The sequence below is a fragment of the Isoptericola sp. NPDC056573 genome, from assembly GCF_042793335.1.
In the GTDB taxonomy this organism is placed as follows: domain Bacteria; phylum Actinomycetota; class Actinomycetes; order Actinomycetales; family Cellulomonadaceae; genus Isoptericola.
Genome location: NZ_JBHTUY010000005.1, coordinates 146,161 through 168,004 on the forward strand (window position 1 = coordinate 146,161; position 21,844 = coordinate 168,004).

The 21,844-nt window shown below is 76.0% G+C and carries 24 protein-coding genes and 1 tRNA gene; 15 read left to right on the plus strand and 10 right to left on the minus strand.

What is annotated here, in order from left to right; all coding sequences use genetic code 11:
- Positions 1-112: 112 nt before the first annotated feature.
- Both ACFQ8E_RS10585 and ACFQ8E_RS10590 read left to right on the plus strand, forming a co-directional pair.
- Positions 113-520, plus strand: a complete 408-nt coding sequence (locus ACFQ8E_RS10585) for a DUF4383 domain-containing protein (protein WP_430550513.1) — start codon at positions 113-115, stop codon at positions 518-520.
- The gene (locus tag ACFQ8E_RS10590; RefSeq protein ID WP_430550514.1) at positions 517-1,083 is read left to right on the plus strand and encodes a hypothetical protein; all 567 of its coding nucleotides are present in this window, start codon (positions 517-519) and stop codon (positions 1,081-1,083) included. Before ACFQ8E_RS10585 ends, ACFQ8E_RS10590 begins: the two co-directional genes overlap by 4 nt.
- Before the next feature lie 81 nt (positions 1,084-1,164).
- On the opposite strand, the gene rplA is transcribed toward ACFQ8E_RS10590, so the two are convergent.
- From rplA to ACFQ8E_RS10615, 5 genes are all read right to left on the minus strand, one after another.
- Positions 1,165-1,875: a 50S ribosomal protein L1 gene (gene rplA, locus ACFQ8E_RS10595; protein WP_430550515.1), complete on the minus strand. Its 711-nt coding sequence runs from the start codon at positions 1,873-1,875 to the stop codon at positions 1,165-1,167.
- A gap of 140 nt (positions 1,876-2,015) precedes the next feature.
- A complete protein-coding gene (rplK, locus tag ACFQ8E_RS10600) occupies positions 2,016-2,447 on the minus strand; it encodes a 50S ribosomal protein L11 (RefSeq protein ID WP_380323551.1) in 432 nt (143 codons plus the stop codon).
- Positions 2,448-2,517: 70 nt separating this feature from the next.
- Positions 2,518-3,363, minus strand: a complete 846-nt coding sequence (nusG, locus tag ACFQ8E_RS10605) for a transcription termination/antitermination protein NusG (protein ID WP_430550516.1) — start codon at positions 3,361-3,363, stop codon at positions 2,518-2,520.
- A gap of 62 nt (positions 3,364-3,425) precedes the next feature.
- Positions 3,426-3,686 carry a preprotein translocase subunit SecE gene (secE, locus tag ACFQ8E_RS10610; RefSeq protein ID WP_430550517.1) on the minus strand — a complete coding sequence of 87 codons (261 nt, stop codon included), beginning with the start codon at positions 3,684-3,686 and terminating at the stop codon, positions 3,426-3,428.
- 130 nt (positions 3,687-3,816) lie between these two features.
- Positions 3,817-3,892: transfer RNA gene (locus tag ACFQ8E_RS10615), tRNA-Trp, on the minus strand.
- 288 nt (positions 3,893-4,180) lie between these two features.
- Here ACFQ8E_RS10615 and ACFQ8E_RS10620 point away from each other — a divergent pair.
- The 8 genes from ACFQ8E_RS10620 to ACFQ8E_RS10655 are packed head-to-tail and all read left to right on the plus strand — an operon-like array spanning position 4,181 to position 11,713.
- Positions 4,181-5,128 (plus strand): ABC transporter ATP-binding protein, encoded by a 948-nt coding sequence (locus tag ACFQ8E_RS10620; protein WP_430550518.1) that lies wholly within the window; start codon positions 4,181-4,183, stop codon positions 5,126-5,128.
- Entirely contained in the window at positions 5,125-6,021 is an 897-nt protein-coding gene (locus tag ACFQ8E_RS10625; protein ID WP_430550519.1) for an ABC transporter permease, read from the plus strand. Before ACFQ8E_RS10620 ends, ACFQ8E_RS10625 begins: the two co-directional genes overlap by 4 nt.
- The gene (locus tag ACFQ8E_RS10630) at positions 6,008-7,321 is read left to right on the plus strand and encodes a sensor histidine kinase (protein ID WP_430550520.1); all 1,314 of its coding nucleotides are present in this window, start codon (positions 6,008-6,010) and stop codon (positions 7,319-7,321) included. The genes ACFQ8E_RS10625 and ACFQ8E_RS10630 overlap by 14 nt, the downstream gene beginning before the upstream one ends.
- Entirely contained in the window at positions 7,318-7,965 is a 648-nt protein-coding gene (locus ACFQ8E_RS10635) for a response regulator (RefSeq protein ID WP_430550521.1), read from the plus strand. Before ACFQ8E_RS10630 ends, ACFQ8E_RS10635 begins: the two co-directional genes overlap by 4 nt.
- Positions 7,966-8,003: 38 nt before the next feature.
- Positions 8,004-9,083, plus strand: coding sequence for an adenosine deaminase (locus tag ACFQ8E_RS10640; RefSeq protein WP_430550522.1), 1,080 nt, complete (start codon positions 8,004-8,006; stop codon positions 9,081-9,083).
- Positions 9,084-9,090: 7 nt separating this feature from the next.
- A complete protein-coding gene (locus ACFQ8E_RS10645; protein ID WP_430550523.1) occupies positions 9,091-9,468 on the plus strand; it encodes a hypothetical protein in 378 nt (125 codons plus the stop codon).
- Positions 9,468-11,060 carry a sensor histidine kinase gene (locus tag ACFQ8E_RS10650; RefSeq protein WP_430550524.1) on the plus strand — a complete coding sequence of 531 codons (1,593 nt, stop codon included), beginning with the start codon at positions 9,468-9,470 and terminating at the stop codon, positions 11,058-11,060. The genes ACFQ8E_RS10645 and ACFQ8E_RS10650 overlap by 1 nt, the downstream gene beginning before the upstream one ends.
- Entirely contained in the window at positions 11,057-11,713 is a 657-nt protein-coding gene (locus ACFQ8E_RS10655) for a response regulator transcription factor (RefSeq protein WP_430550525.1), read from the plus strand. Before ACFQ8E_RS10650 ends, ACFQ8E_RS10655 begins: the two co-directional genes overlap by 4 nt.
- A gap of 89 nt (positions 11,714-11,802) precedes the next feature.
- Here ACFQ8E_RS10655 and ACFQ8E_RS10660 read toward each other — a convergent pair whose 3' ends face one another.
- The 4 genes from ACFQ8E_RS10660 to ACFQ8E_RS10675 all read right to left on the minus strand — a co-directional run bounded on the left by ACFQ8E_RS10660 (position 11,803) and on the right by ACFQ8E_RS10675 (position 15,831).
- Positions 11,803-12,204 carry a hypothetical protein gene (locus ACFQ8E_RS10660; RefSeq protein ID WP_430550526.1) on the minus strand — a complete coding sequence of 134 codons (402 nt, stop codon included), beginning with the start codon at positions 12,202-12,204 and terminating at the stop codon, positions 11,803-11,805.
- A gap of 106 nt (positions 12,205-12,310) precedes the next feature.
- On the minus strand, positions 12,311-13,654 hold the full coding sequence (locus ACFQ8E_RS10665; RefSeq protein WP_430550527.1) for a hypothetical protein: 1,344 nt from the start codon (positions 13,652-13,654) through the stop codon (positions 12,311-12,313).
- Positions 13,655-13,739: 85 nt separating this feature from the next.
- Positions 13,740-14,849, minus strand: coding sequence for a DNA glycosylase AlkZ-like family protein (locus tag ACFQ8E_RS10670; RefSeq protein WP_430550528.1), 1,110 nt, complete (start codon positions 14,847-14,849; stop codon positions 13,740-13,742).
- 37 nt (positions 14,850-14,886) lie between these two features.
- A complete protein-coding gene (locus ACFQ8E_RS10675; protein ID WP_430550529.1) occupies positions 14,887-15,831 on the minus strand; it encodes a LysR family transcriptional regulator in 945 nt (314 codons plus the stop codon).
- Between the two features lie 70 nt (positions 15,832-15,901).
- Here ACFQ8E_RS10675 and ACFQ8E_RS10680 point away from each other — a divergent pair, with 70 nt between their 5' ends.
- The 5 genes from ACFQ8E_RS10680 (at position 15,902) to ACFQ8E_RS10700 (ending at position 20,597) form a co-directional block, all read left to right on the plus strand.
- Positions 15,902-16,930 (plus strand): EamA family transporter, encoded by a 1,029-nt coding sequence (locus ACFQ8E_RS10680; RefSeq protein WP_430550530.1) that lies wholly within the window; start codon positions 15,902-15,904, stop codon positions 16,928-16,930.
- A 10-nt stretch (positions 16,931-16,940) separates the two neighbouring features.
- Positions 16,941-18,182, plus strand: coding sequence for a sensor histidine kinase (locus tag ACFQ8E_RS10685; RefSeq protein ID WP_430550531.1), 1,242 nt, complete (start codon positions 16,941-16,943; stop codon positions 18,180-18,182).
- Positions 18,179-18,844 (plus strand): response regulator, encoded by a 666-nt coding sequence (locus tag ACFQ8E_RS10690; protein ID WP_430550532.1) that lies wholly within the window; start codon positions 18,179-18,181, stop codon positions 18,842-18,844. Before ACFQ8E_RS10685 ends, ACFQ8E_RS10690 begins: the two co-directional genes overlap by 4 nt.
- 143 nt (positions 18,845-18,987) lie before the next feature.
- Positions 18,988-19,272 carry an SHOCT domain-containing protein gene (locus tag ACFQ8E_RS10695; RefSeq protein ID WP_430550533.1) on the plus strand — a complete coding sequence of 95 codons (285 nt, stop codon included), beginning with the start codon at positions 18,988-18,990 and terminating at the stop codon, positions 19,270-19,272.
- Positions 19,273-19,571: 299 nt separating this feature from the next.
- Positions 19,572-20,597, plus strand: a complete 1,026-nt coding sequence (locus ACFQ8E_RS10700) for a L,D-transpeptidase family protein (RefSeq protein WP_430550534.1) — start codon at positions 19,572-19,574, stop codon at positions 20,595-20,597.
- Positions 20,598-20,615: 18 nt separating this feature from the next.
- Here the strand turns inward: ACFQ8E_RS10700 and ACFQ8E_RS10705 are convergent, their stop codons facing one another.
- Positions 20,616-21,842 carry a UDP-N-acetylmuramate dehydrogenase gene (locus ACFQ8E_RS10705; protein WP_430550766.1) on the minus strand — a complete coding sequence of 409 codons (1,227 nt, stop codon included), beginning with the start codon at positions 21,840-21,842 and terminating at the stop codon, positions 20,616-20,618.
- Positions 21,843-21,844: the final 2 nt, after the last annotated feature.

Sequence of the window (21,844 nt, forward strand, 5' to 3'; positions counted from 1 at the left end):
GAGGACGACCCGCGCCGCGTGATACACGCGGCCCCATCCATCCTGCGGACCGCTCCGAACCACCTCCGAGCGCGGGACCACCCCGCGCCCGAGAGAAGAAGGAGCAGCCACCATGGGCTCGTCCGCGAACCGCCTCCTCGCCGCAGTCTTCGGCGCCGTCTACCTGCTGGTCGGCCTCGCCGGGTTCGTCGTCACGTCAGGCGTCGGCTTCGCCGCCACGGAGGGCGAGAAGCTGCTGTTCTTCGAGGTGAACCCGCTGCACAACATCATCCACGTCGCGATCGGCGCCGCCCTGCTCCTGGCGTCCCGCTCCGTCGCTGCGGCCAAGGGCGTCAACGTGACCGTCGGCGCCGTCTACCTGCTGGTCGGGGTCCTCGGCCTCTTCCTCGTCGGGACGGGCGCGAACATCATCGCGCTGAACGGCGCCGACAACGTGCTGCACCTGGCCAGCGCGCTCCTGCTGCTCGGCGTCGGGCTGGGGGCGGACCGCCGCGCCGAGGCGGGCGTCGCCACGGCATGACCGCGATCGCCGCGCCGGGCCGCATCCTCGTCGCGTTCACCCTGCTCGGCGCGGGCCTCGTGAACCTGGGCGCGGCGCGGAGCACGCTCCCCCGTCCGCAGGGGCTGCTCGCGCTGGTGGCCGGGGTGGCGGAGCTGGTGGTCGCCCTGCTGGTCCTGCGCGGCGTCGTACCCCGCGGGGCGCGGCAGGCCGCCGCGGGGTGGGGGGTCGGGGTCCTCGCGGTCGTCAGCGTCGTCGGCCTCGCCCTCGCCGTCGCGCCGGGCGGCCACTTCGGCGCGGCGGCGGTGGCGGCCGCGACCCTGCAGCTCGCCGGCGCCGCGACGATCGGCGCGACGACCCGGCCGCGCGACGCCGCCCCCGAGCCGGCGGCGGACGGCACTCGCCGGCCGCACCGCGGTGGTCCGGCCATGACCCTGGCCGGCCTGTTCGCCGGCGCGCTGCTGGTCGCGACGGCCACGACGGCCGGCCTCACCGACACCGACGCGGGTGCGGTCGCCGTCCCGCACGGCGATCACCACCTGCCGGACCTCCCCGGCCTCCCGGAGCACCACCACGGGTCGTGACGGCGGTCCGGGGACGCCGACGGCCCGGCACCCTCGCGGGTGCCGGGCCGTCGGCGGTGGTTCAGCGGGTCCCTGCCGGGATCACGCCTCCTCGAGGAGCTTCGAGGTGCGCGACTGGTCGAGCGGGATGCCCGGGCCCATCGTCGTCGTCATCGTGGCCTTGGTGATGTACCGGCCCTTCGACGACGTCGGCTTGAGACGCAGGACCTCGTCGAGCGCGGCGGCGTAGTTCTCCACCAGCGCCTTCTCGTCGAAGGACGCCTTGCCGATGATGAAGTGCAGGTTCGCGTGCTTGTCGACGCGGAACTCGATCTTGCCGCCCTTGATGTCGGACACGGCCTTGGTCACGTCCATCGTCACGGTGCCGGTCTTCGGGTTCGGCATGAGACCACGGGGGCCCAGCACCTTGCCCAGGCGACCGACCTTGCCCATGAGGTCCGGCGTCGCCACGGCGGCGTCGAAGTCGGTGTAGCCGGCGGCGACCTTGGCGATCAGGTCGTCACCGCCGACCTCGTCGGCCCCGGCGGCCACGGCCTCCTCGGCCTTGGCGGCGTTCGCGAAGACGATCACGCGGGCCGTCTTGCCGGTGCCGTGCGGGAGGTTGACCGTGCCGCGGACCATCTGGTCGGCCTTGCGGGGGTCGACGCCCAGGCGGAACACGACCTCGACGGTCGCGTCGTACTTGACCGTCGCGGTCTCCTTGGCGAGGCGGACCGCCTCGAGGGGGCTGTACAGGTTCTCGCGGTCGATCTTCTCGGCCGCGGCGCGGTACGCCTTGCTGCGCGTTGCCATCTGCTTCTCCTTCTGCAGTCGTGGTGAGCGGGTCCGCGCGGACCCTGCCACGTGCCCGACGTCGATCGCCGGGACTTGGTCCGAGCCGCCCGGACCGCGCCGGAAGGATCCGGTCACGGTCCGGGCGGCCCGGTCACGGATCACTCCGCGACGGTGATGCCCATCGAACGAGCGGTGCCGGCGACGATCTTCATCGCGGCGTCGATGTCGTTCGCGTTGAGGTCCTGGAGCTTGGTCTGCGCGATCTCGCGGACCTGGTCCTGGGTGAGCTGCGCGACCTTGACGGTGTGCGGGGTCGCGGAGCCCTTGGCCACACCGGCGGCCTTCTTGATGAGCTCGGCGGCCGGCGGCGTCTTCGTGATGAACGTGAACGAGCGGTCCTCGTACACGGTGATCTCGACGGGGACGACGTTGCCGCGCTGCGACTCCGTGGCCGCGTTGTAGGCCTTGCAGAACTCCATGATGTTCACGCCGTGCTGACCGAGCGCGGGGCCGATCGGCGGGGCGGGCGTGGCCGCACCGGCGTTGATCTGGAGCTTGATGAGGCCGGAGACCTTCTTCTTGGGAGGCATGACTCTTCCCTGACTTTCTTGTTCGTGGGCCGACGCCGTGGGCGATGACCCGGTTGCAGTACCGCGTCCGTCAGATCTTGGCGACCTGGTTGAACGACAGCTCGACCGGGGTCTCCCGGCCGAAGATGGAGACGAGGACCTGGAGCTTCTGGGCCTCGGCGTTGATCTCGGAGATCGTGGCGGGCAGCGTGTCGAACGGGCCGTCGGTGACGGTGACCGACTCGCCGACCTCGAAGTCGACCTCGACCGGGGCCTTCGCCGTCGCGCCCGACGCCGCCGCGGCCTTGCCGGCCTCGGGGGCCGCCTCGACGAACACCGGCGCCAGCATCGAGTAGACCTCGTCCAGCGTCAGCGGCACGGGCTGGTGCGTGTGGCCGACGAAGCCGGTCACGCCCGGCGTGTGGCGCACGGCGCCCCACGACTCGTCCGTGAGGTCCATGCGCACGAGGACGTAACCGGGGATGCGGACGCGGCGGACGGTCTTCTTCTGCGCGTTCTTGATCTCGGTCACCTCCTCCATGGGGACCTCGATCTGGAAGATGTAGTCCTCCATGTTCAGGCTCTGGATGCGGTTCTCCAGGTTGGCCTTCACACGGTTCTCGTACCCGGCGTACGAGTGGATGACGTACCAGTCGCCGAGCTGCGAGCGCAGGGTGCGGCGGAACTCCTCGGCCGGGTCCTCGACGACGTCGCCGTCGGCGTCCGCCGGGCGCTCGTCCTCGTCCGCCTCGTCGGCAGCGTCCTCGTCCTCGGCGGCCTCGTCCTCGACGGTCTCGTCGGCAGCGTCCTCGACGTCCGCCTCGGCCGCCGCGTCCGTGGCGGGGTCCGCGGGCACGTCGAGGTCAGCCGCGGCGCCGTCGGCGTCGGGCTGGGTGGGGTCGACGTTCTCCGTCTGGTCCAGCGGATCCTGGGACACGAACGAACCTGCTTTCTGGAATCTGCTTGCTTCGGGGGCGGGCGTCCGGCGGCCTGCCGAGGTCAGTCGCCGAAGAGGGCGAGGACGCCCAGTCCGATGACCCAGTCGAGGGCCACCACGAACAGCATGACCACGGTGACGAACACCAGCACCACGATCGTGTAGTTGACCAGCTCCGAGCGGGTCGGGGTCACGACCTTGCGGAGCTCCGCCACGACCTGGCGCACGAAGAGCGCGATGCGCGCGAACAGGTTCGGGCGCTTGCCGGTGGCCGACCTGCCCCCGCCGGGCGTCCCCACGGCCTCAGCCGGTGACTCGCTCACTCGCTCTACCCCGTTTCGCGTTCCCGCCGCGGCCACGCCACCTGCCGGCGACGCGCCCACGGCACTGACTCCTGGCGTTCCGGGGTCATGCGGATGGCCCCGCTGCGCGCGGCCCCGCGGGGGATCACGCTGGCAGGGTAGACAGGACTCGAACCTGCAACCTGCGGTTTTGGAGACCGCTGCGCTACCAATTGCGCCACTACCCTTCGTGCTCGACACCCGTGTCGCCACGCTCGAAGCACCCCGGAAGGGCGCGCTCGATCTTGGCGGGCATCAACCACCGAGGGACAACTGTACGCGACGCAGGGGCCTGGGTCGAACCACGCCGGAACCACGCTCGAACCGGGCTCGAACCGGGCTCGAACCGGGCTCGAACCGGGCTCGACACTCCCGCCCGGCCGTCCGCCCGACGCCCGCCGTCCACCGATCGGTGGACCCGTGGTCCCGCCGTCCGAGGCTCCCGCGGGGCCCCCCGCGGGCGGGAGGCTCGACGCATGACCTCGACGACGACACCCTCCCCGGCTCCCCCGCCGGCCGCCCCTCGCGGGCGTCCCGGCGTCCGTCCCCCCGGCGCACCGGGGTCCCCCGGCGGCGCCGTCCGCGTCCGCGGGCTCGCCAAGCGCTACGGGCCCAAGCAGGCGGTCGACGGGCTGGACCTCGACCTCGCGACGGGCGAGATCGTCGCCGTGCTCGGCCCCAACGGTGCAGGCAAGACGACGACGATCGAGATCCTCGAGGGGTTCCGTGACCGCGACGCCGGCGAGGTGCGCGTGCTCGGCGAGGACCCCGCCCGGGCCGGGCGGGCCTGGCGGGCGCGGCTCGGCGTCGTCGCGCAGGACTCGCGCGACCAGGCGGAGCTCACCGTCGCGGAGTCCGTGCGCTCCACCGCCCGGTACTACCCGGCGCCCCGCGACCCCGACGAGGTCGTCGAGGCCGTGGGCCTCGCGCCCAAGGCGGGCGCGCGGGTGCGCTCCCTGTCGGGCGGGCAGCGGCGCCGGCTCGACGTCGCGCTCGGCGTCGTCGGCCACCCGGAGCTCCTCTTCCTCGACGAGCCGACCACCGGCTTCGACCCGCAGGCGCGGCGGACGTTCTGGGACCTCGTGCTGGGCCTGCGGGACACCGGCACCACCATCCTGCTCACCACGCACGACCTGGCCGAGGCCGCGCACCTGGCCGACCGCGTCGCCGTCGTGCGCGACGGGCGCGTCGTCGCGGAAGGGACGCCCGAGACGCTCGGCGGCCCGGGCGCGCGCACCCCCCTGGTCACCTGGACCGCCGACGGCGTCCGGCACTCCGAGCGCACCGACGCGCCGACGGCGCTCGCCGCGCACCTCATGGCGACCGTCGCCGGCGCCGACGGCGAGGTCGCCGACCTGTGCATCACCCGCCCCAGCCTCGAGGACGTCTACCTGGGGCTCCTGACGACGGAGGACGACCGATGAGCACCACGGACCAGGCGGACCAGGCGGACCAGGCGTCGACGGGCGCGACCGCCGCGACGTCGGGCCGGGCGGACACGGGCGGGCGGCTGCCCGGGCTCGGACGGCTCACGCTGGTGCGGGCCGCCGTGGAGCTGCGCCAGTTCTGGCGCGAGCGCGACGCCGTGATCTTCGTGTTCGCCTACCCCATCGTCATGCTCGCGATCTTCGCGTCCGTGTTCGGGAGCGAGGACCAGGGCACCGAGGTCGCCCAGATCGGCTTCGCCCAGTACTTCCTGCCCGGCATGGTCGCGACCGGCATCATGCTCACCAGCTTCCAGTCGCTGGCCGTCTCCATCGCCGTGGAGCGCGACGACGGCACGCTCCGCCGCCTGCGCGCCACTCCCCTGCCGGTGACCGCGTACGTGGGCGGCAAGGTGGCGCTGACGCTCGCGACGTCGGTCGTGCAGACGGCCCTGCTGCTGGCCGTCGCGGCCCTCGCCTTCGACGTCCCGCTGCCCACCGACGCCGGCCGCTGGACCACGTTCGCCTGGGTGTTCGCGCTCGGGGCCGCCGCCGGCACGGTCTGCGGCGTCGGGTTCTCGTCACTGCCGCGGTCCGGGCGGTCCGCGAGCGCCGTCGTGACGCCGGTCGTGCTGGTGCTGCAGTTCATCTCGGGCGTGTTCTTCGCGTTCTTCGCCCTGCCGGGCTGGATGCAGACCCTGGCCTCGGTGTTCCCCCTCAAGTGGATCGCTCAGGGCATGCGGTCCGTCTTCCTGCCGGAGGAGATGGCGGCGCTCGAGACGAGCGGGTCCTGGCAGCACCCCGCGACCGCTGCTGTACTGGTCGCATGGCTGATCGTGGGGCTGGTCGTCGGGGTGCGCACCTTCCGGTGGCGGCGCCGTGACGACGGCTGACGGCGCCCCCGGCACAGAGCCCGCCGCGTCGTCCGCCGCATCGTCCGGCGCGGCGGCCGACGACGAGGTCGCCCGGGTGACGTCCGACCCCTGGGACCGGCAGGTCGTGTGGTGGGACGTCGGGTTCGTCCTCATCGTGCTGCTGACCGCGTCGGCGATGGCGCTCGGCGGGGACTCGAACGCCCGCGAGCTGTGGACGGCGTACGCCGCGATGGCCGTCATGCTCGTCGGGTACGCCGTGTGGGGCGCTCCCGCGGCCCGCAGCCGCGACCAGCGGCGGGCGCTGGCCTACACGGTCGTGCTGATCGTCGGGACCGCGGTCGCCGTCGCCCAGGGCGGCCTGGCCACGTTCCTGCTGTTCGCGTCGTTCACGCAGCTCTGGATGCTGCTGGAGCCGCCGCGCCGCGCCGTGGTGGCGAGCGTCGCCCTCGGCGTCGCGACCACGTTCGCCATCGCCGCCCAGCAGGGGTTCGACGTCCCGACGCTGATCGAGGCCGCACCGCAGATGGGCATCGCGATCGCGTTCTCCGTGCTGCTCGGGCTCTGGTTCGCCGCGACGATGCGCCGCTCGGAGGAGCGGGCGCGGCTGCTGCACGAGCTGCGCCAGGCGCAGGCGGAGCTCGCCGAGTCGCACCACGCGGCGGGCGTGACGGCGGAGCGGGAGCGCATCGCCCGGGAGATCCACGACACGCTGGCGCAGGGTTTCACGAGTGTCGTGACGCAGGCGCAGGCGGCGTCGGCGGCCCTCGACCGGGGCGAGCAGGACCGCGCCCGGGAGCGGCTGCTGGTCGTGGAGCAGACCGCGCGGGACAACCTCGCGGAGGCCCGTGCGCTCGTCGCCGCCTTCGCACCCGTGCCCCTGCAGGGCTCGACGCTGGCCGAGGCGCTGCGCCGCCTGGCCGAGCGGTTCACCGCCGAGACGGGCACGCCCGTGACGCTGGACGTGGCCGGGGCGGCCGGCCCGGCGCGCACCGGCGGCGCCACGGGCCAGGCGGCCGCCGACGTGGTGCTGCTGCGCTCGGCGCAGGAGGCGCTGGCGAACGTGCGCAGGCATGCGGGAGCTCGTGCGGTGACGATCCTGCTCGCCCGAGGCGGCTCAGTCCCCGGGGCGCCGCCCGACGTGCGGCTCGAGGTGACCGACGACGGGCGGGGCCTGCCGCCCGGCCAGGTCGACGGTCTCGGGCTGGCCGGGATGCGGGAGCGCGTCTGCGCGGTGGGCGGCACGCTCGTCGTCGAGCCCGGCGAGGGCGGTGGCACGCGCGTCGAGGTGCACGTGCCGGCCTCGGGCGGCGCCGCGTGAGCGGGGCGGGGACGACGGGCACGGTGCGCGTGCTCGTCGTCGACGACCACCCGGTCGTGCGCTCGGGGATCATCGGGATGCTCGACGGCGAGCCCGACGTCGAGGTCGTGGGCGAGGCCCCGGACGGCGAGGTCGCGGTGGCGCTGGCCGTCGAGCTGGCGCCCGACGTCGTGCTCATGGACCTGCGCATGCCCCGCCTGGACGGCGTGGGCGCGACGGCGCGCATCGTGGGGGCGTCCCGCGGCGGCGGGCCGAGCGTCGTCGTCCTCACGACGTACGACACGGACGCCGACATCCTGCGCGCCGTCGAGGCGGGCGCGACGGGCTACCTGCTCAAGGACACCCCGCGCGACGAGCTCGTGGCGGCGGTGCGCGCGGCCGCGCGGGGCGAGACCGTGCTGGCGCCGGGCGTCGCGACCCGGCTCGTGACGAGCGTGCGGACCGCGGCGGAGCGGCCCACGGCGCGCGAGGCCGAGGTGCTCGGCCTCGTGGCGCGGGGCCTGTCCAACGCCGCCGTCGGGCGGGAGCTGTACATCGCGGAGGCCACGGTGAAGACGCACCTGCTGCGGGCGTTCGCGAAGCTGGGCGTGGACGACCGCACCGCCGCCGTGACCGTGGCGCGCGAGCGCGGCTGGCTGCCCTGACCGGGCCCGCACCCACCGGGTCGGGGCAGACTGGCGCCGTGCGCGATCTGGCGAAGCTCCCCAAGGCCCACCTGCACCTGCACTTCACGGGGTCGATGCGGGTGCCCACCCTGCGCGACATGGCGGCCGGGCACGGTGTCCGGCTGCCGAGCGCCCTCACGGACGGCGACCCGCTGCGGGTGCCGGCCGACGAGCGGGGCTGGTTCCGGTTCCAGCGCCTCTACGACGCGGCCCGCGCGTGCGTGCGGTCGGAGGCGGACATGCGCCGCCTGGTCGACGAGGCCGCCGAGGACGACGCCGCCGAGGGGTCGCGGCGGCTCGAGATCCAGGTGGACCCGACGTCGTACGCGCCGTTCGTCGGGGGCATCACGCCGGCGGTCGAGATCGTGCTGGACGCGGCGCGGGCCGCGAGCGCCGCGCACGGCGTCGAGGTGGCGGTGGTCGTGGCCGCGTCGCGGATGCGCCACCCGCTCGACGCCCGCACCCTCGCCCGCCTCGCGGCCCGGTACGCGGGCGACGGCCCGGGCGAGGTCGTGGGCTTCGGTCTGTCCAACGACGAGCGGCGCGGCGACACCGCCGAGTTCGCGGCCGCGTTCCGGATCGCACGCCGGGCGGGGCTGGCGTCGGTGCCGCACGGCGGCGAGCTGCTCGGCCCGGCGCACGTGCGCGACGTCGTCGACGCCCTGCACCCCGACCGGCTGGGCCACGGGGTCCGGGCCGGGGAGGACCCCGCGCTGCTCGCCGAGCTCGTGGAGCGCGAGGTGGCCCTCGAGGTGTGCCCCGCCTCGAACGTCGGCCTCGGCGTGTACGCCGACACGTCCCAGGTGCCGCTGCGGCCGCTGGTCGAGGCGGGCGCCCGCGTCGCCCTCGGCGCGGACGACCCGCTGCTGTTCTCCTCCCGGCTGCTCGACCAGTACGTCGCCGCCCGCGAGGTGCACGGGTTCACCGACGCCGAGCTCGCGGACCTGGCACGGTCGTCGGTGCGGGCGAGCCGGGCGTCGGACAGCACGCGGCGCCGCCTGCTGGCCGACGTCGACGCCTGGCTCGCGGCACCCGACCCGGGGCCGGGGCACGGGGCCGACGCGCTCTCATCTGCGTCTCATCCGTCCGCGGGATGATCCGGCCATGGCTCAACGGGCGGCGGAACGGTCGGGACGTCGGTGGCGCGCCGCGGTGCCCTGGGTGCTCGGCGTGGCGCTCGTCGCGCTGATCGGCGGGGTCCTTGCCGCCGCGATGTCGTCGGTGCCCGAGGACCGCGACGTGGGCGGCGTCGTGGTCGTCTCCCCCACGCCCGACCCGGCGTCGCCGACGCCGTCGCCGTCCGGGGAGGCGACGCCGTCGCCGTCCGGGAGCCCCACGCCCACGCCGACGCGGACGTCCGACGACGGCGGCGTCGCGCCCGTCCCGCCCACGGACGACGACGATGACGACGACGGGCCCGACGACGATGACGACGGTCCGGACGACGATGACGACACCCCCGACACGGACGAGGACGACTGATGGCGCGAACCCCGCGGCCCCAGGGCGGGCCGACCGTCCGCACGCGCATCCTGGCCGTCCTCCTCGCCCTCACCGCCCTCGCGGTCGCGCTGGCCGGGGCGACCGCGTACCTCCTGACGTACGAGCAGGTCGACGACCGCATCGACGCCGACCTCACCGAGAGCGCCGACGAGCTGCGCACCCTCGCCGCGTCCGGCGTCGACCCCGTGACGGGCGACCCGTTCTCGTCGGCCGAGGAGGTGGTGGTGACCGCCATCCAGCTCGACGTCCCCGCCCGGCACGAGGGCGTCATCGGGCTCCGCACCGGACAGCGCCCCCTGGTGTCCCAGCAGGCCGTCGAGGTGCACCTCCAGGACGACGCCGAGTTCGTCGCCGCGGTCACGCCGCTGCTCGACTCCGACCAGGTCGTGCTGCGGACGATCAGCACCGCGACCACCGACTACCGCGCGCTCGTCGCGCCCGTCGCCGCGCTGCCCGGGGCGAACGACGCCGTGCCGACGTCGAGCGAGCCCGCGGCGCTCGTGCTCGCCTACGACCGGGTCGCGGAGCACGCGGAGACCCAGGCCGTCTTCCGCAGCTACGCGCTCGTGGCGCTCGCCGCGCTGGTCGTGACGGGCGTCGTGGGGTGGCTGCTCGCCGGGCGCCTGCTGCGCCCGATCCGGATGCTCGCGCGCACCGCGCAGCAGATCGGCGAGTCGGACCTGTCCGCCCGGATCCCCGAGTCGGGCAACGACGACCTCACCCACCTCACGCGAGCCTTCAACGGGATGCTCGACCGGCTCGAGGGCTCGTTCGAGTCCCAGCGCCGCCTGCTCGACGACGTCGGACACGAGCTCCGCACGCCCCTGACGATCGTGCGCGGCCACCTGGAGCTCATGGACACCGCCGACCCGGCGGACGCGGCGGAGACGCGCGACCTCGCGCTCGACGAGCTCGACCGGATGCACCGCCTGGTCGACGACCTGGTCACCCTCGCGACCGTCGGGCAGCCCGACTTCGTGCGGCCCGCGCCGGTCGAGCTGGGCCGGCTCACCGACGACGTGCTCGACAAGGCGCGGACGCTGGGCAAGCGCACCTGGCTGGTCGACTCCCGCACCGACGCCCGCACGATGGCGGACGCGCAGCGCCTCACCCAGGCGTGGCTGCAGCTCGCCGCCAACGCCGTGAAGTTCTCCGCGCCGGGCAGCGTGGTCGCGATCGGGTCGCGCACGACGCCGGACGGGGCGCGTGTGCGCCTGTGGGTGCGCGACGAGGGTGTCGGCATCGCGCCGGACGACCTGGAGCGCGTCTTCGACCGTTTCGCGCGCGGCGACCACGACGGCGAGCGGCGGGACGGCTCCGGGCTCGGCCTGGCGATCGTCGCGGCCATCGCCGAGGGGCACGGCGGCGAGGTGACGGTCGAGTCCGTCCCCGGCCGGGGCTCCACGTTCGCGGTCGTCGTGCCCGTGCTGCCCGTGCCCGACGCGGGCCCCGACCCGACCCCCGGGCGCGCCGTGCCCCCCGTCGGCCGCACGGCGCCGACCGCGCGCTCCGCGCCCACCCCCGAGCTGCCCCCGCGCACCGCCCCCGACCGGGAAGGACCCGCCACGTGAGCCAGATCCTCATCGCGGAGGACGAGACCCGCATCGCGTCGTTCGTCGCGAAGGGGCTGCGCGCCTCCGGCTACGCGAGCACGACGGTCGCGACCGCGCGGGAGGCGTTCGACCTCGCGTCGTCGGGCGACTTCGACCTCATGGTGCTCGACCTCGGGCTGCCCGACCAGGACGGCTTCACGGTGCTGCGCCGGCTGCGCGAGGCGAGGGTGACGCTGCCGGTCATCATCCTCACCGCCCGCACGTCCGTGGCGGACACGGTGGCCGGGCTCGAGGGCGGCGCCGACGACTACATGCCCAAGCCGTTCCGCTTCGAGGAGCTGCTGGCCCGCATCCGGCTGCGGCTGCGGGCCGAGCCGGCGGGAGAGGTCACGGTGCTCAGCCACGGCGACCTCAGCCTCGACCTGCGCACCCGCCGGGCCACCGCCGCCGGCGTCGAGGTGGACCTGTCGGCCCGGGAGTTCGCGCTCGCCGAGGCGTTCCTGCGCAACGCCGGGCAGGTGCTCAGCCGCGAGCAGCTGCTCTCGCGGGTGTGGGGGTACGACTTCGACCCGGGCTCCAACGTGGTGGACGTGTACGTGCGCTACCTGCGCAACAAGCTCGGCGCCGAGCGGTTCGTCACCGTGCGAGGCATGGGCTACCGCCTGGCCTGACCCGACATGCCGAACAGGCGGTCGTGCACGTTCTGAACGCTCAGAACGTGCACAACCGCCTGTTCGCCGTCGGGGGCGGGTCGGGGTGGTCAGTCCGCGGACGCCGCCGTCGGGGCGGTCTGCGCCGACTGCGGGGTGACCGGGCTGACCGGAGAGGCCGCGGTCGCCGGGCTGGCGGCGGTCGGCGCCGTCTGGGCGGACGGGGCGGTGTTCGCGGTCTGCGTCGTCGGCGCGGTGGTCGCCGTGGCGACCGAGCCCGCCGTCACGGTGGTGATGGACGTGCCGTTCGCCGTCGCCGCGGGCGACGGGCTCGCGGCCGTGCCCACCGCCGCCGAGCCCGCCGGGGCCCCGTCGTCGCCCACCTGGACGGCGGACGCGACGACCGCGTCGGACGGCGTGCGGTCGAACGTGCCCTGGGCCGCGGCGACGCCGGCACCCAGGCCGACCGCGCCCAGCGCGCCCGTGACGATCCATGCGCTGCGTGCCTTCATCGTGCTGCTCCTTCGTCGGGTGGTTCCTGGCGGGTGTCTCCCGCCGACTGGTCCCCAGCCTCGTGGGCCACCGTGAGAGGGCCGGGAGGCGTGGATGAGAGGGTTCTCAGACTGCGGCCGCGTCCGCGGCGAGGCGCTCGGCGACGTCGAGGAACTCCCCGACGGCCGCGGCGTCCTCGGCCCCCGCCGCCAGGGAGACGACGACGGCCGCGGCCCGGGCGCGCAGCAGGGCCGGCTCCACCGCGCTGCCGAAGGCCTCGAGGCAACGGTCCACCAGCCCGCCCACCCCCGCGTACGCGCCCGGGTCGAGCGACGGCAGCACCGCCAGGTGCGCGACGGCGCACGCCAGGTCGTCCACCAGGTACCCGGGGCCCAGGGTGTCGACGTCGAGCACGGCGCCGACCCGCGGTCGCGCCCGTCCGCCGGCGTCCGCCCGGCCGGTCCCGGGCTCGAGCAGCAGGTTCGCGGCGTGCAGGTCGCCGTGCGTCACGACGAGCGGCCCGGGGTCGCCCGCGGCGACGACGACGTCGATCGCCTCGCGCAGCGCGGCGAGCCGGGCGGCGTCGACCCCGTGCACGGTCGCGAGCGCACCGAGGTAGTGGGCCGAGCGGTCGGCCCACGCGGGGCGGCGCGGCAGGGCGATGCCCGCGCGCGGCAGCGCCGTCGCGACCCGAAGCAGCTCCGCCGGGTCGATGCCGGCGGGCTGGTCGGCGGCGGGGGTGCGCGCGACGAGCTCCGCGACGGACTCGCCGCGGACCTCCTCGAGCAGGACGACGCCGTCGGCGGCCCAGGACCGGACCCGCGGCGCGGCCACGCCGCCGGGGCGCGCCGTGAAGAGCGCGTGCCGCCGCACGAGGTCGTCGACGCGCGTCGGGCGCACCACCTTGACGTACGCGGCGCCGTCCGCGGTGCGCGCCCGCAGCACGGCACGGCGCAGGGGGCGGTAGGTGACGGTCTCGAGGGAGAGCAGCGGGGCGTCGGACCCGGCGGCGCGCAGGCGCCCGGCCACCCGGTCGGGCGTGCTGCCCGCCGCGAGCCCGGGCAGGGCCGGGTCGTGCGGGTGGCGCCACACGTGCACCGTGCGCCCGCCGTCGTCGAGTCGCACGACGCCAGGGCCGAGGCCGCCGTCCGCGTCGGCACCGGCCCGGTCGCCGCGGGCACGGCGGAACGCCGACGCGCGGGCGCTCGTCGCGAACAGGTGCTCCGGCCCGCGGACCGTGCGCCCGCCGGCCTCGCGACGCGCGACGACGTCGTACGCCACGGTGACCTCGGCGCCGGGGCGTGCGTGCACCTGCCGCACCGACCACGACTCGAGCGCGGCGCCGTCGGCCGCGAGCGCCGCGCCCAGGACGTCCGCGGTCGCGTCGCCGGTGAGCAGGTCGAGCCAGGCGCGGTGGTCCGCGGGAGACGTCGGGGCGGGGCGCGTCAGGGCGGGGCTGGTGGGCGGCACGGCACCATCCGACGCGGCGCGCGCGTGACCGGGGTGAGACGTCGATGAGAGGACTCTCATCCGGCCGGGCCGGAGGGCGGGAGCGTCAGAGGGACACGTCGTCGAGCCCGAGCCACCCGGCGAGGTCCGCGAGCTCGCCGCGCACCGCCTGCGACACGTCGGGGTCGAACGGCAGGTCCTCGTGGATCGCGTCCACCCGGAGCACGCCCGCCCTGCGGTCGGCGGTGGCGTCGACCTTGCCGACGAACCGGTCCCCGTGCAGCACGGGCAGCGCGAAGTAGCCCCAGCGACGCTCGGCGCGCGGCTTGTACATCTCGAGCACGTAGTCGAAGTCGAAGACCTCCAGCAGCCGGGCACGGTCCTGCACGAGCGCGTCGAACGGCGAGAGCACCGCGGTGCGGCCCTCGAACGGCTCGTCGACGCCGTCCAGGGCTGCCGGGTCCACGAGCCACGTCCGCTCGGTGCCCTCCACGGTGACCGGCGTGCCCACCAGGTCCACGTGGTCCTCGTCCCCCGGCAGGCCGGGCAGGCGAGACCGGGTGATGCCGCGCGCCCGCACGCGGCGCGCGACCCGCTCGCGCGCCGCCTCCGCGCGCGGCAGCGGGTCGACGTCCGGGTACACGCGCTCGGCCAGGTCCCACAGCCGGTCGCGGCCCCGCCGCCCGCAGACGGCGACGTCGCCGTGCAGGCTCGCGAACTCCAGCATCTGCGTGACGTTGCGGTGCCCGGTCCAGCCGGTCGAGCGCCAGGGCCGCACGCTCGTGTCGGGGATGTCGCGGGCGACGAGCGGCCCCTCGGCCTCGAGCAGGCGCATGACGTCGTCGAGGAACGGCGCGTTGTCGTGGAACCAGCCGGCGCGCCAGTCCCCGAACGGCCACCGGCGCATCTGCTCGAGGTACAGCGGCAGGTCCTCGATCGACCGCACCGTGCCGCCGAGGCGGAAGAGCATCCGGTCGGCGAGCGCGTCCTCCACCGCCCCGGCCCACGTCGCGCGGCCGAGCCTCGACCACGGGACCAGGTCGACGGCGGGCGCGACGGCGGCGGTCGGGTCGACCGGCAGCACCATCAGGTGCTCGACCGTCGCCAGGAGGTCGTCCGGGCGGTGGGCGTCGAGCAGCTGGGCCCGCACCGCGATGCGGCGGGCCTGGTCCCGCGTCAGCCTCACGGGCGTGCCCGTGCCCCGGTCGGTGACCACCCGACGACGGTAGCGCCGGGCCCCGACACCCGACCGGCTACCCGCGGACGTCCGCCGCCACGCCCGCCGCGACCGACCTGCCCGCGGCGACCACCTGGTCGAGCACGGCGAGGGTCGCCGGACCGGGCGCCCCTCCGGTCGTGCGGTGCCGGGCGACGATCTGCCGCGTCCCCAGCCCGGGCAGCGCGACGACCTGCACGGCCTCGGGCAGGGGGTCCCGCGCCGCGAGCGCCGGGACGACGGCGACGCCGAGGTCGGCGGCGACCAGCGCGAGGGCGACCGCGTAGTCGTCGTACCGGTGCGTCAGCGGCGTCGTCGCCCCCGAGGCGGCGTGCGCGCGCTGCACCACGCGGTCGGCGGCGTGGCCCGCCTCGGCCCCGAGCCAGGTGGCGTGGGCCAGGTCGGTCAGCCGCTCGGGCGCGGGCCGGTCGGCGGGCAGCACGACCAGCCACGGCTCGTCCAGGACCGGCACGTCGCGCATCCCGGCAGGGGTGGTCCGCCCGATGGCGCTCTCGGTCTCGGTGAGGATCAGGTCGAGGTCTCCGCGGCGCAGGTCCCGCTGCGCGGCCTCGCCCTCGGTCTGGCACAGGTGGACGTCGAGGCCGGGGGCGGTGCGCGCCAGCCCCCGGGCCAGCGGCGCGAGCAGGCCGCCGACCAGGGTGGGCGACGCGCCCACCGCGACGGTCCCGCTCGGCTCGCCGGCCAGCTCGGCGAGGGCCCGGCGCGTGTCGGTGAGCTCGGCCTCGATGCGCTCCGCCGCGGCGACGACCAGCCGGCCGGCGGGCGTGAGGACGGCCCCGGCGGGCTGCCGGTCCACGAGCCGTTGGCCCGACTCCGCCTCCAGGCGCGCGACCTGCTGCGAGACGGCCGACGGGGAGACGCCGAGCGCCGCGCCGGCGGCCACGATGCCGCCGTACCTGTGGACCGCGAGGAGGGTGGCGATCCGGCGCGGGTCCAGGTGGGTCGGACGAGCCTGCTGCATCACAAAATCTTAAGGCAGACCCCGCAGAACTTCTATTGATCTACAGCAATGCGTCGCCCACGATGGGGCGATGTCGACGTCGAACCTCCCGCCCCGTTCCGCGGACGGACCGGCCCCGGCGCGCGGCGGTGCCGTCCTGGTCGCCGCGGGCGCGCTGCTGTGGGGCACGGGCGGCGTCGCGGCCGCGACGATCGCCGCCCACAGCGCGATGTCGCCCACCGCGGTCTCCGCGCTGCGCCTGCTCGGGGGCGGCCTGGCCGTGCTCGCGGTCACCGCGGCCACCGGGCAGCTCCGCCGGGTCCCCCGGACCCGCGCCTCCGCGCGGCACGTCGCGCTCACCGCCGCGCTGACCGCCGTCTTCGGGGCCGCCTACTTCCAGTCCGTCGCGCACGTGGGCGTCGCGGTCGCCACCGTGGTCGCCCTGGGGGCGGCGCCGCTGGTCGTGACGGCCCGCGCCGCCGTCCGCGCGCGCCGGCTCCCGCGCGTCCCGGTGCTCGCGGCGCTCGTGACCTCCGTCGTCGGGCTCGCGCTCGTCAGCGGCGTGCGGCCGGTCGCCGGCTCGTCCCGGGACCTGGCAGCGGGGCTGGCCCTCGCGCTCGTCGCCGCCGTCGCGTTCGCGGCGACCACCGTCGTCAACCGGCGCGCGTTGCCCGGGCTGGGGCCCGCCCCGCTGCTCGGGACGTCGTTCACGCTGGCGGGTCTCGTGTCGCTGCTCCCCGCCGCCGGGACGGGCCTCGCGCTCGGCTCCCTCGACGCCACGGCGTGGTGGACCCTCGCCTTCCTCGCCCTCGTGCAGACCGCCGTCGGCTACCTGGCGTTCTACGCCGGGCTCCAGCGCGGCGTCGGCGCCACGTCGGCGGCGCTGCTCTCGCTGCTGGAACCGGTCGGCGCCGCCGTCCTGGCCGTCGCCGTGCTGGGCGAGGCGCTCACGCCGACGGCGGTCCTCGGCATCGCCCTCGTCCTCGGGGCCGTGCTGCTCGCCCGGGACCGGGCCGTCACGCCCCGCCCGCGGGCAGGCGCCCGTCGGCGGGCGGATGGTCCCCCGGGACGACCCGGCACGGCACCCCGGGCGGACGCGCGGGAGGGCGCCGCGGCGTAGCGTGCCGGGCATGGACCGCGGCCCGCTCGACCGGTGGCGCCCCCGGCTGTTCCTCGCGGTGGCGCTGGCCGTCGTCGTGACGGTCGGGACGTTCGGGGCGTCGCACTGGCAGCCGGGCGCGCGCGACGTCGACGCGCTGGGGCTGCTGCTCGCGCTCGTGGGGCCGGTCGTGCTGCTCACGCTCCCCCGCCGCCCCGTCCTCGCGGTGCTGCTCGCGGTCGGCGCCGTCGGCACCTACCTCGCGCTCGGCTACGCCTGGGGGCCGGCGCTGGGCGGCACTGTCGGAGTCCTGGTCATGGTGCTGCTCACGGGGCCCGCCGCCCGGGCGCGGGTCGTCGCCTGGTCGGGCGCCGTGCTGATGTGGGGCGTCGTGGTGGGCGCGGCCGCCCTGCGCGACGACGGGACCCGCGTCGGCGGCCTGCTCGGCGGCGCCGCCTGGACCGCCGTCGCGCTGCTGGTCGCGACCGGCGTCCGGGAGCGGCTCGCCCGGGCCGCCGCGTGGCGGGCCGCCCGCGCGGACCGGGAGCGGACCGCCGTCGCCACCGAGCGCCTCCGCATCGCGCGCGAGCTGCACGACGTCCTCGCGCACTCCCTGTCCGCGATCAACGTGCAGGCGGGCGTCGGGCTGCACCTGCTGGACCGCGACGTCGACCAGGCGCGCTCCGCGCTCGCGTCCATCAAGGCCACGAGCCGCGACGCGCTCGACGAGGTGCGCGCCGTGCTCGGCGTCGTCCGCGGCGAGGACGACGGCGGCGACGGCACCTCCGAGCCGCGCACGCCCACCTGGGACCTCGCCGCCCTCCCCCGCCTGGCGGAGCCGCTGCGCGCCCGCGGTGTCGCCGTGCGCTTCGACGTCGACCCCGACCTCCTGCCCCCGGGCGCCGTCCCCGCGCACCTCGCCGGCGTGGCGTACCGCGTGGTGCAGGAGGCGCTGACCAACGTGGGCCGGCACGCGTCGCGGGCGCGGACCGTCGTCGTGCGCGTCGCCGGGGACGACGACCTGCTGCGCGTCGCGGTGGTCGACGACGGGGGGCCGTCCGGCGCGCGCGGGGACGCGGTCGGCTACGGGCTGCGCGGCATGCGCGAACGCGTCGAGGGCGCGGGCGGCGCCCTCGCCGCCGGGCCCGGCGCGCGCGGGTTCTCCGTCGCCGCGACCATCCCGCTGCCCGCCGACGTGTCCGCCCCGGGGCCGTCGGACGCACGGCCTCCTCGGGCGCCGCGGGGGTCCGACAGCTCGCGGGAGGACGCATGATCCGGGTGCTGCTGGCCGACGACCAGGCACTGGTGCGCGGCGGCTTCCGCGCGCTGCTGGACGCCGAGGACGACATGACCGTGGTGGGCGAGGCCGCGACCGGCGACGAGGCCGTGCGCCTGGCCCTGCGGCTGCGGCCCGACGTCGTGCTCATGGACGTGCGGATGCCCGGCGCGGACGGGCTGGAGGCGACCCGGCGCATCGTCGCCGACCCGGGCGCGGGCGGCGTGCACCTGGTGGTCGTGACGACGTTCGAGCTGGACGAGTACGTGGCCGAGGCCATCCGCGGCGGCGCGAGCGGCTTCCTCGTCAAGGACACCGAGCCCGCCGACCTCGTGCGCGCGGTGCGCGTGGCGGCGGCCGGCGACGCGCTGCTCTCCCCCGGCGTCACCCGCCGGCTGCTCGCCCGGGTCGCCGACGCGACCCGCGACGTGCCGCCCCCTCCCGGCCTCGACGACCTCACCGCCCGCGAGCGCGAGGTGCTCGTCGAGGTCGCCGGCGGCCTGTCCAACGACGAGATCGCGCGCGCCCTCTACCTGTCCGAGTCGACCGTCAAGACGCACGTCTCGCGCGTCATGGCCAAGCTGGGCGCCCGCGACCGCGCGCAGCTCGTCGTCGCGGCGTACGAGGGCGGCGTCGTGCGGCCGGGCTGGACCGGCTGACCTCCGCCGGCCCGGCGCACCACGGCGGCACGAGGGGACGACGCAGGTCGGTACGAGGGGCTGACGACGGCGCCCGCCCCGCCGGGCGACGGTGGTGGTGAAGGGCCCGCACCGGGCGGACCCACCGTCACGAGGAGTCCCCGATGCTCACCACTGCCACCGCGACCGCCGTCCCCGCGGCCCTCGCCGCGCACCCGTACGCCGCCGGCGGCGGGCCGGGCTGGTGGATCGTCTTCCCGATCCTGTGGTTCCTGCTCTTCGCCACCGTCGTGTTCCTCATCGCCCGCCGCGCGCGCCGGTACGGCCCGCCGTGGGCCCGCGGCGGTGCGGGCGGCGTCGACGTCCTGGGCGAGCGGTACGCCCGCGGCGAGATCGACGAGGCCGAGTACCGGCAGCGGCTCGCCGTCCTCAAGGAGGACCGGCGCTGAGGACCGGCGCTGACGACCGGCGCTGACGACCGGCGCCGCTCCGGTCGAGAACGCGATCGGTCCCGCCGCCCTCGGGGGCGGCGGGACCGACCGCGTTCTCGACGGGTTCGCTCGCCCCGCGGACCGGGCCCAACCTTTTCCCTCCGTCGTGCGTCTGAGCAGGTGAACGGCAGACGACAGGTCACGACACGGTGACGATCACGACACGAACGGAGCGCTGCGTTCGCGCCCCGGGCACCCGCAGGGCACGGTAGTACCCCGCGGCGCGCCTGGTGCGCCGACGGCGCGGAAGGGGCTCCATGCGTACGGTTCCCAGCCTGAGGCGACGCCTGCGGGCGTCGCTCGTCGGCGTCCCGGTGGTGCTCGCCCTGACCCTTGCCGGGTGCGCTCCCCTGTCCGGCGAGACCGAGCCCGAGCCGGGCGCGGCCCCGACGACCTCCGCTCCCCCGTCCGAGGACGGCGCCGGGTCGGCGTCCGACGACGCGCAGGGTCGTGCCGACCAGGACGCGCAGGAGCAGGCCGAGCAGGAGGCCGCCGAGAAGAAGGCGGCGGAGAAGAAGGCCGCCGAGGAGCAGGCCGAGCAGGACGCTGCGGAGGAACGGGCCGCGGAGAAGGCGAAGAAGGCCGCGGAGAAGAAGGAGGCCGAGAAGAAGGCCGCCGAGAAGGCCGCGAAGGAGCAGGCGGAGCAGGAGGCGGCGGAGAAGAAGGCCGCCGAGGAGCGGGACAAGATGCTCGAGTACGGCGACTCCGGCGAGCGGGTCGTCGCGCTCCAGGAGCGGCTGCAGGAGCTCGGGTACTTCATCCAGGACGCCGACGGAAGCTTCGGCCCGGCCACCCAGCAGGCGGTGTGGGCGCTGCAGAAGGCCGCCGGGCAGTACCGTGACGGCGTCGTGGGTCCCAAGACGCAGGCCGCGCTGGACGACGGCGTCCGCCCGAAGGCGCACACGTCGTCGGGCAAGGCGATCGAGATCGACCTCGACCGGCAGCTGCTCATGACCGTCGAGGGCGGCAAGGTCACCCGGATCATCAACGCGTCGTCGGGCAACGGCGAGACGTACGAGGCCAAGGGCCGCAGCTACCACGCGACGACGCCGCGCGGCTCCTACGCCGTGTACATGGAGCGCAACGGCATGCACGAGTCCACGCTGGAGCTGGGGTCGATGTACCGGCCGAAGTACTTCTCCGGCGGGTACGCGGTGCACGGCTCGGGATCCATCCCGCCGTACCCCGCGTCGCACGGCTGCGTGCGCGTGTCCAACGCCGCGATGAACTGGCTCTGGGACTCGTGGGGCACGCCGAAGGGCACCCCGGTCGTCCTCTACTGACCCGGCCGGCGGTGCCGGCTACAGGGCGGTGCCGACCAGGACCGGCTCGGGCTCGAGCTCGATGCCGAACGCGTCGCGGACGCCGTCGCGCACGGCGCGGGCGAGGGCCACGAGGTCGGCCGCCGTCGCTCCGCCGCGGTTGGTCAGCGCGAGCGTGTGCCGTGTCGACAGGCGCGCCGGGCTGTGCTCGCCCGCGACGCCGAAGCCCTTGGTGAACCCCGCGTGCTCGATGAGCCAGGCGGCGCTCGTCTTCACGAGCGTCGGGTCGACGACGCCGAGGCTCGGGCTCACCGTCGACTCCGGCGTCGCGGAGCGCACGGCGAAGCGCGGCGCGTCCTTGGGCAGCTCGTCCGCCGCGTCGGCCGGCAGCACCGGGTTGGTGAAGAACGACCCCGCCGACCAGCGGTCGTGATCGCCGAGCGGCACCCCGCCCACGCCGTCCAGCAGCATGCCCTTGCCGCCGCGCAGCTCCAGCACGGCCTCGCGCACCTCGGCCGACGGCGCGCGCTGCCCCACCTCGACGCCGAGGCGCCGGGCGAGCTCGCCGTAGCCGACGGGCGCGGACAGGCTGCCGAGCCGCATCTGCAGGTTGACCTCGAGCACGACGTACCGCGGCGTGGGGTACCAGGGCGCGCCCTCCCCGCCGTCGGCCCGCATCGTGCGCTTGAGCAGCGACGTGCGGTACCCGAAGCCCAGCTCGCTGAGCGTGAAGGTCCTGCGGCTGCCGGTGGCGCGGTCCCAGGTGACCACCGACGCGACGACGCCGGACACGTCCTGGCCGTACGCGCCGATGTTCTGCACCGGCGCGGCGCCGAGGGTGCCCGGGATGCCGGACAGCGCCTCGACCCCCACCCACTCGTTCGCGACGGCCTCGGCCACGAAGGCGTCCCAGTCCTGCCCGGCGGGCAGACGCAGGCTCGCGCCCCCGCAGGCGCCGTCGGTGCCGCAGGAGTCCTCGAGGTCGGCACTGAGGCCCTGGCGCGCGTCGCGCACGACGACGCCGGCGAACCCCTCGTCCGCGACCAGCAGGTTGGAGCCGCCGCCGATCACGAGCAGCGGCCGCCCGGCGTCGTCCGCGGCGCGCACCGCGTCGATCAGCTCGGCCTCGGACTCCGCCTCGACGTACTCGTCGACCGGGCCTCCGACGCGCAGCGTGGTGAGCTCGGAGAGGGCCGGAGCGGCCGTCTCGCGCCCGTCGTGCTCACGGGCGGGCTCGTCGGCGGACGGCGTGTTCAGGGTCGACAGGC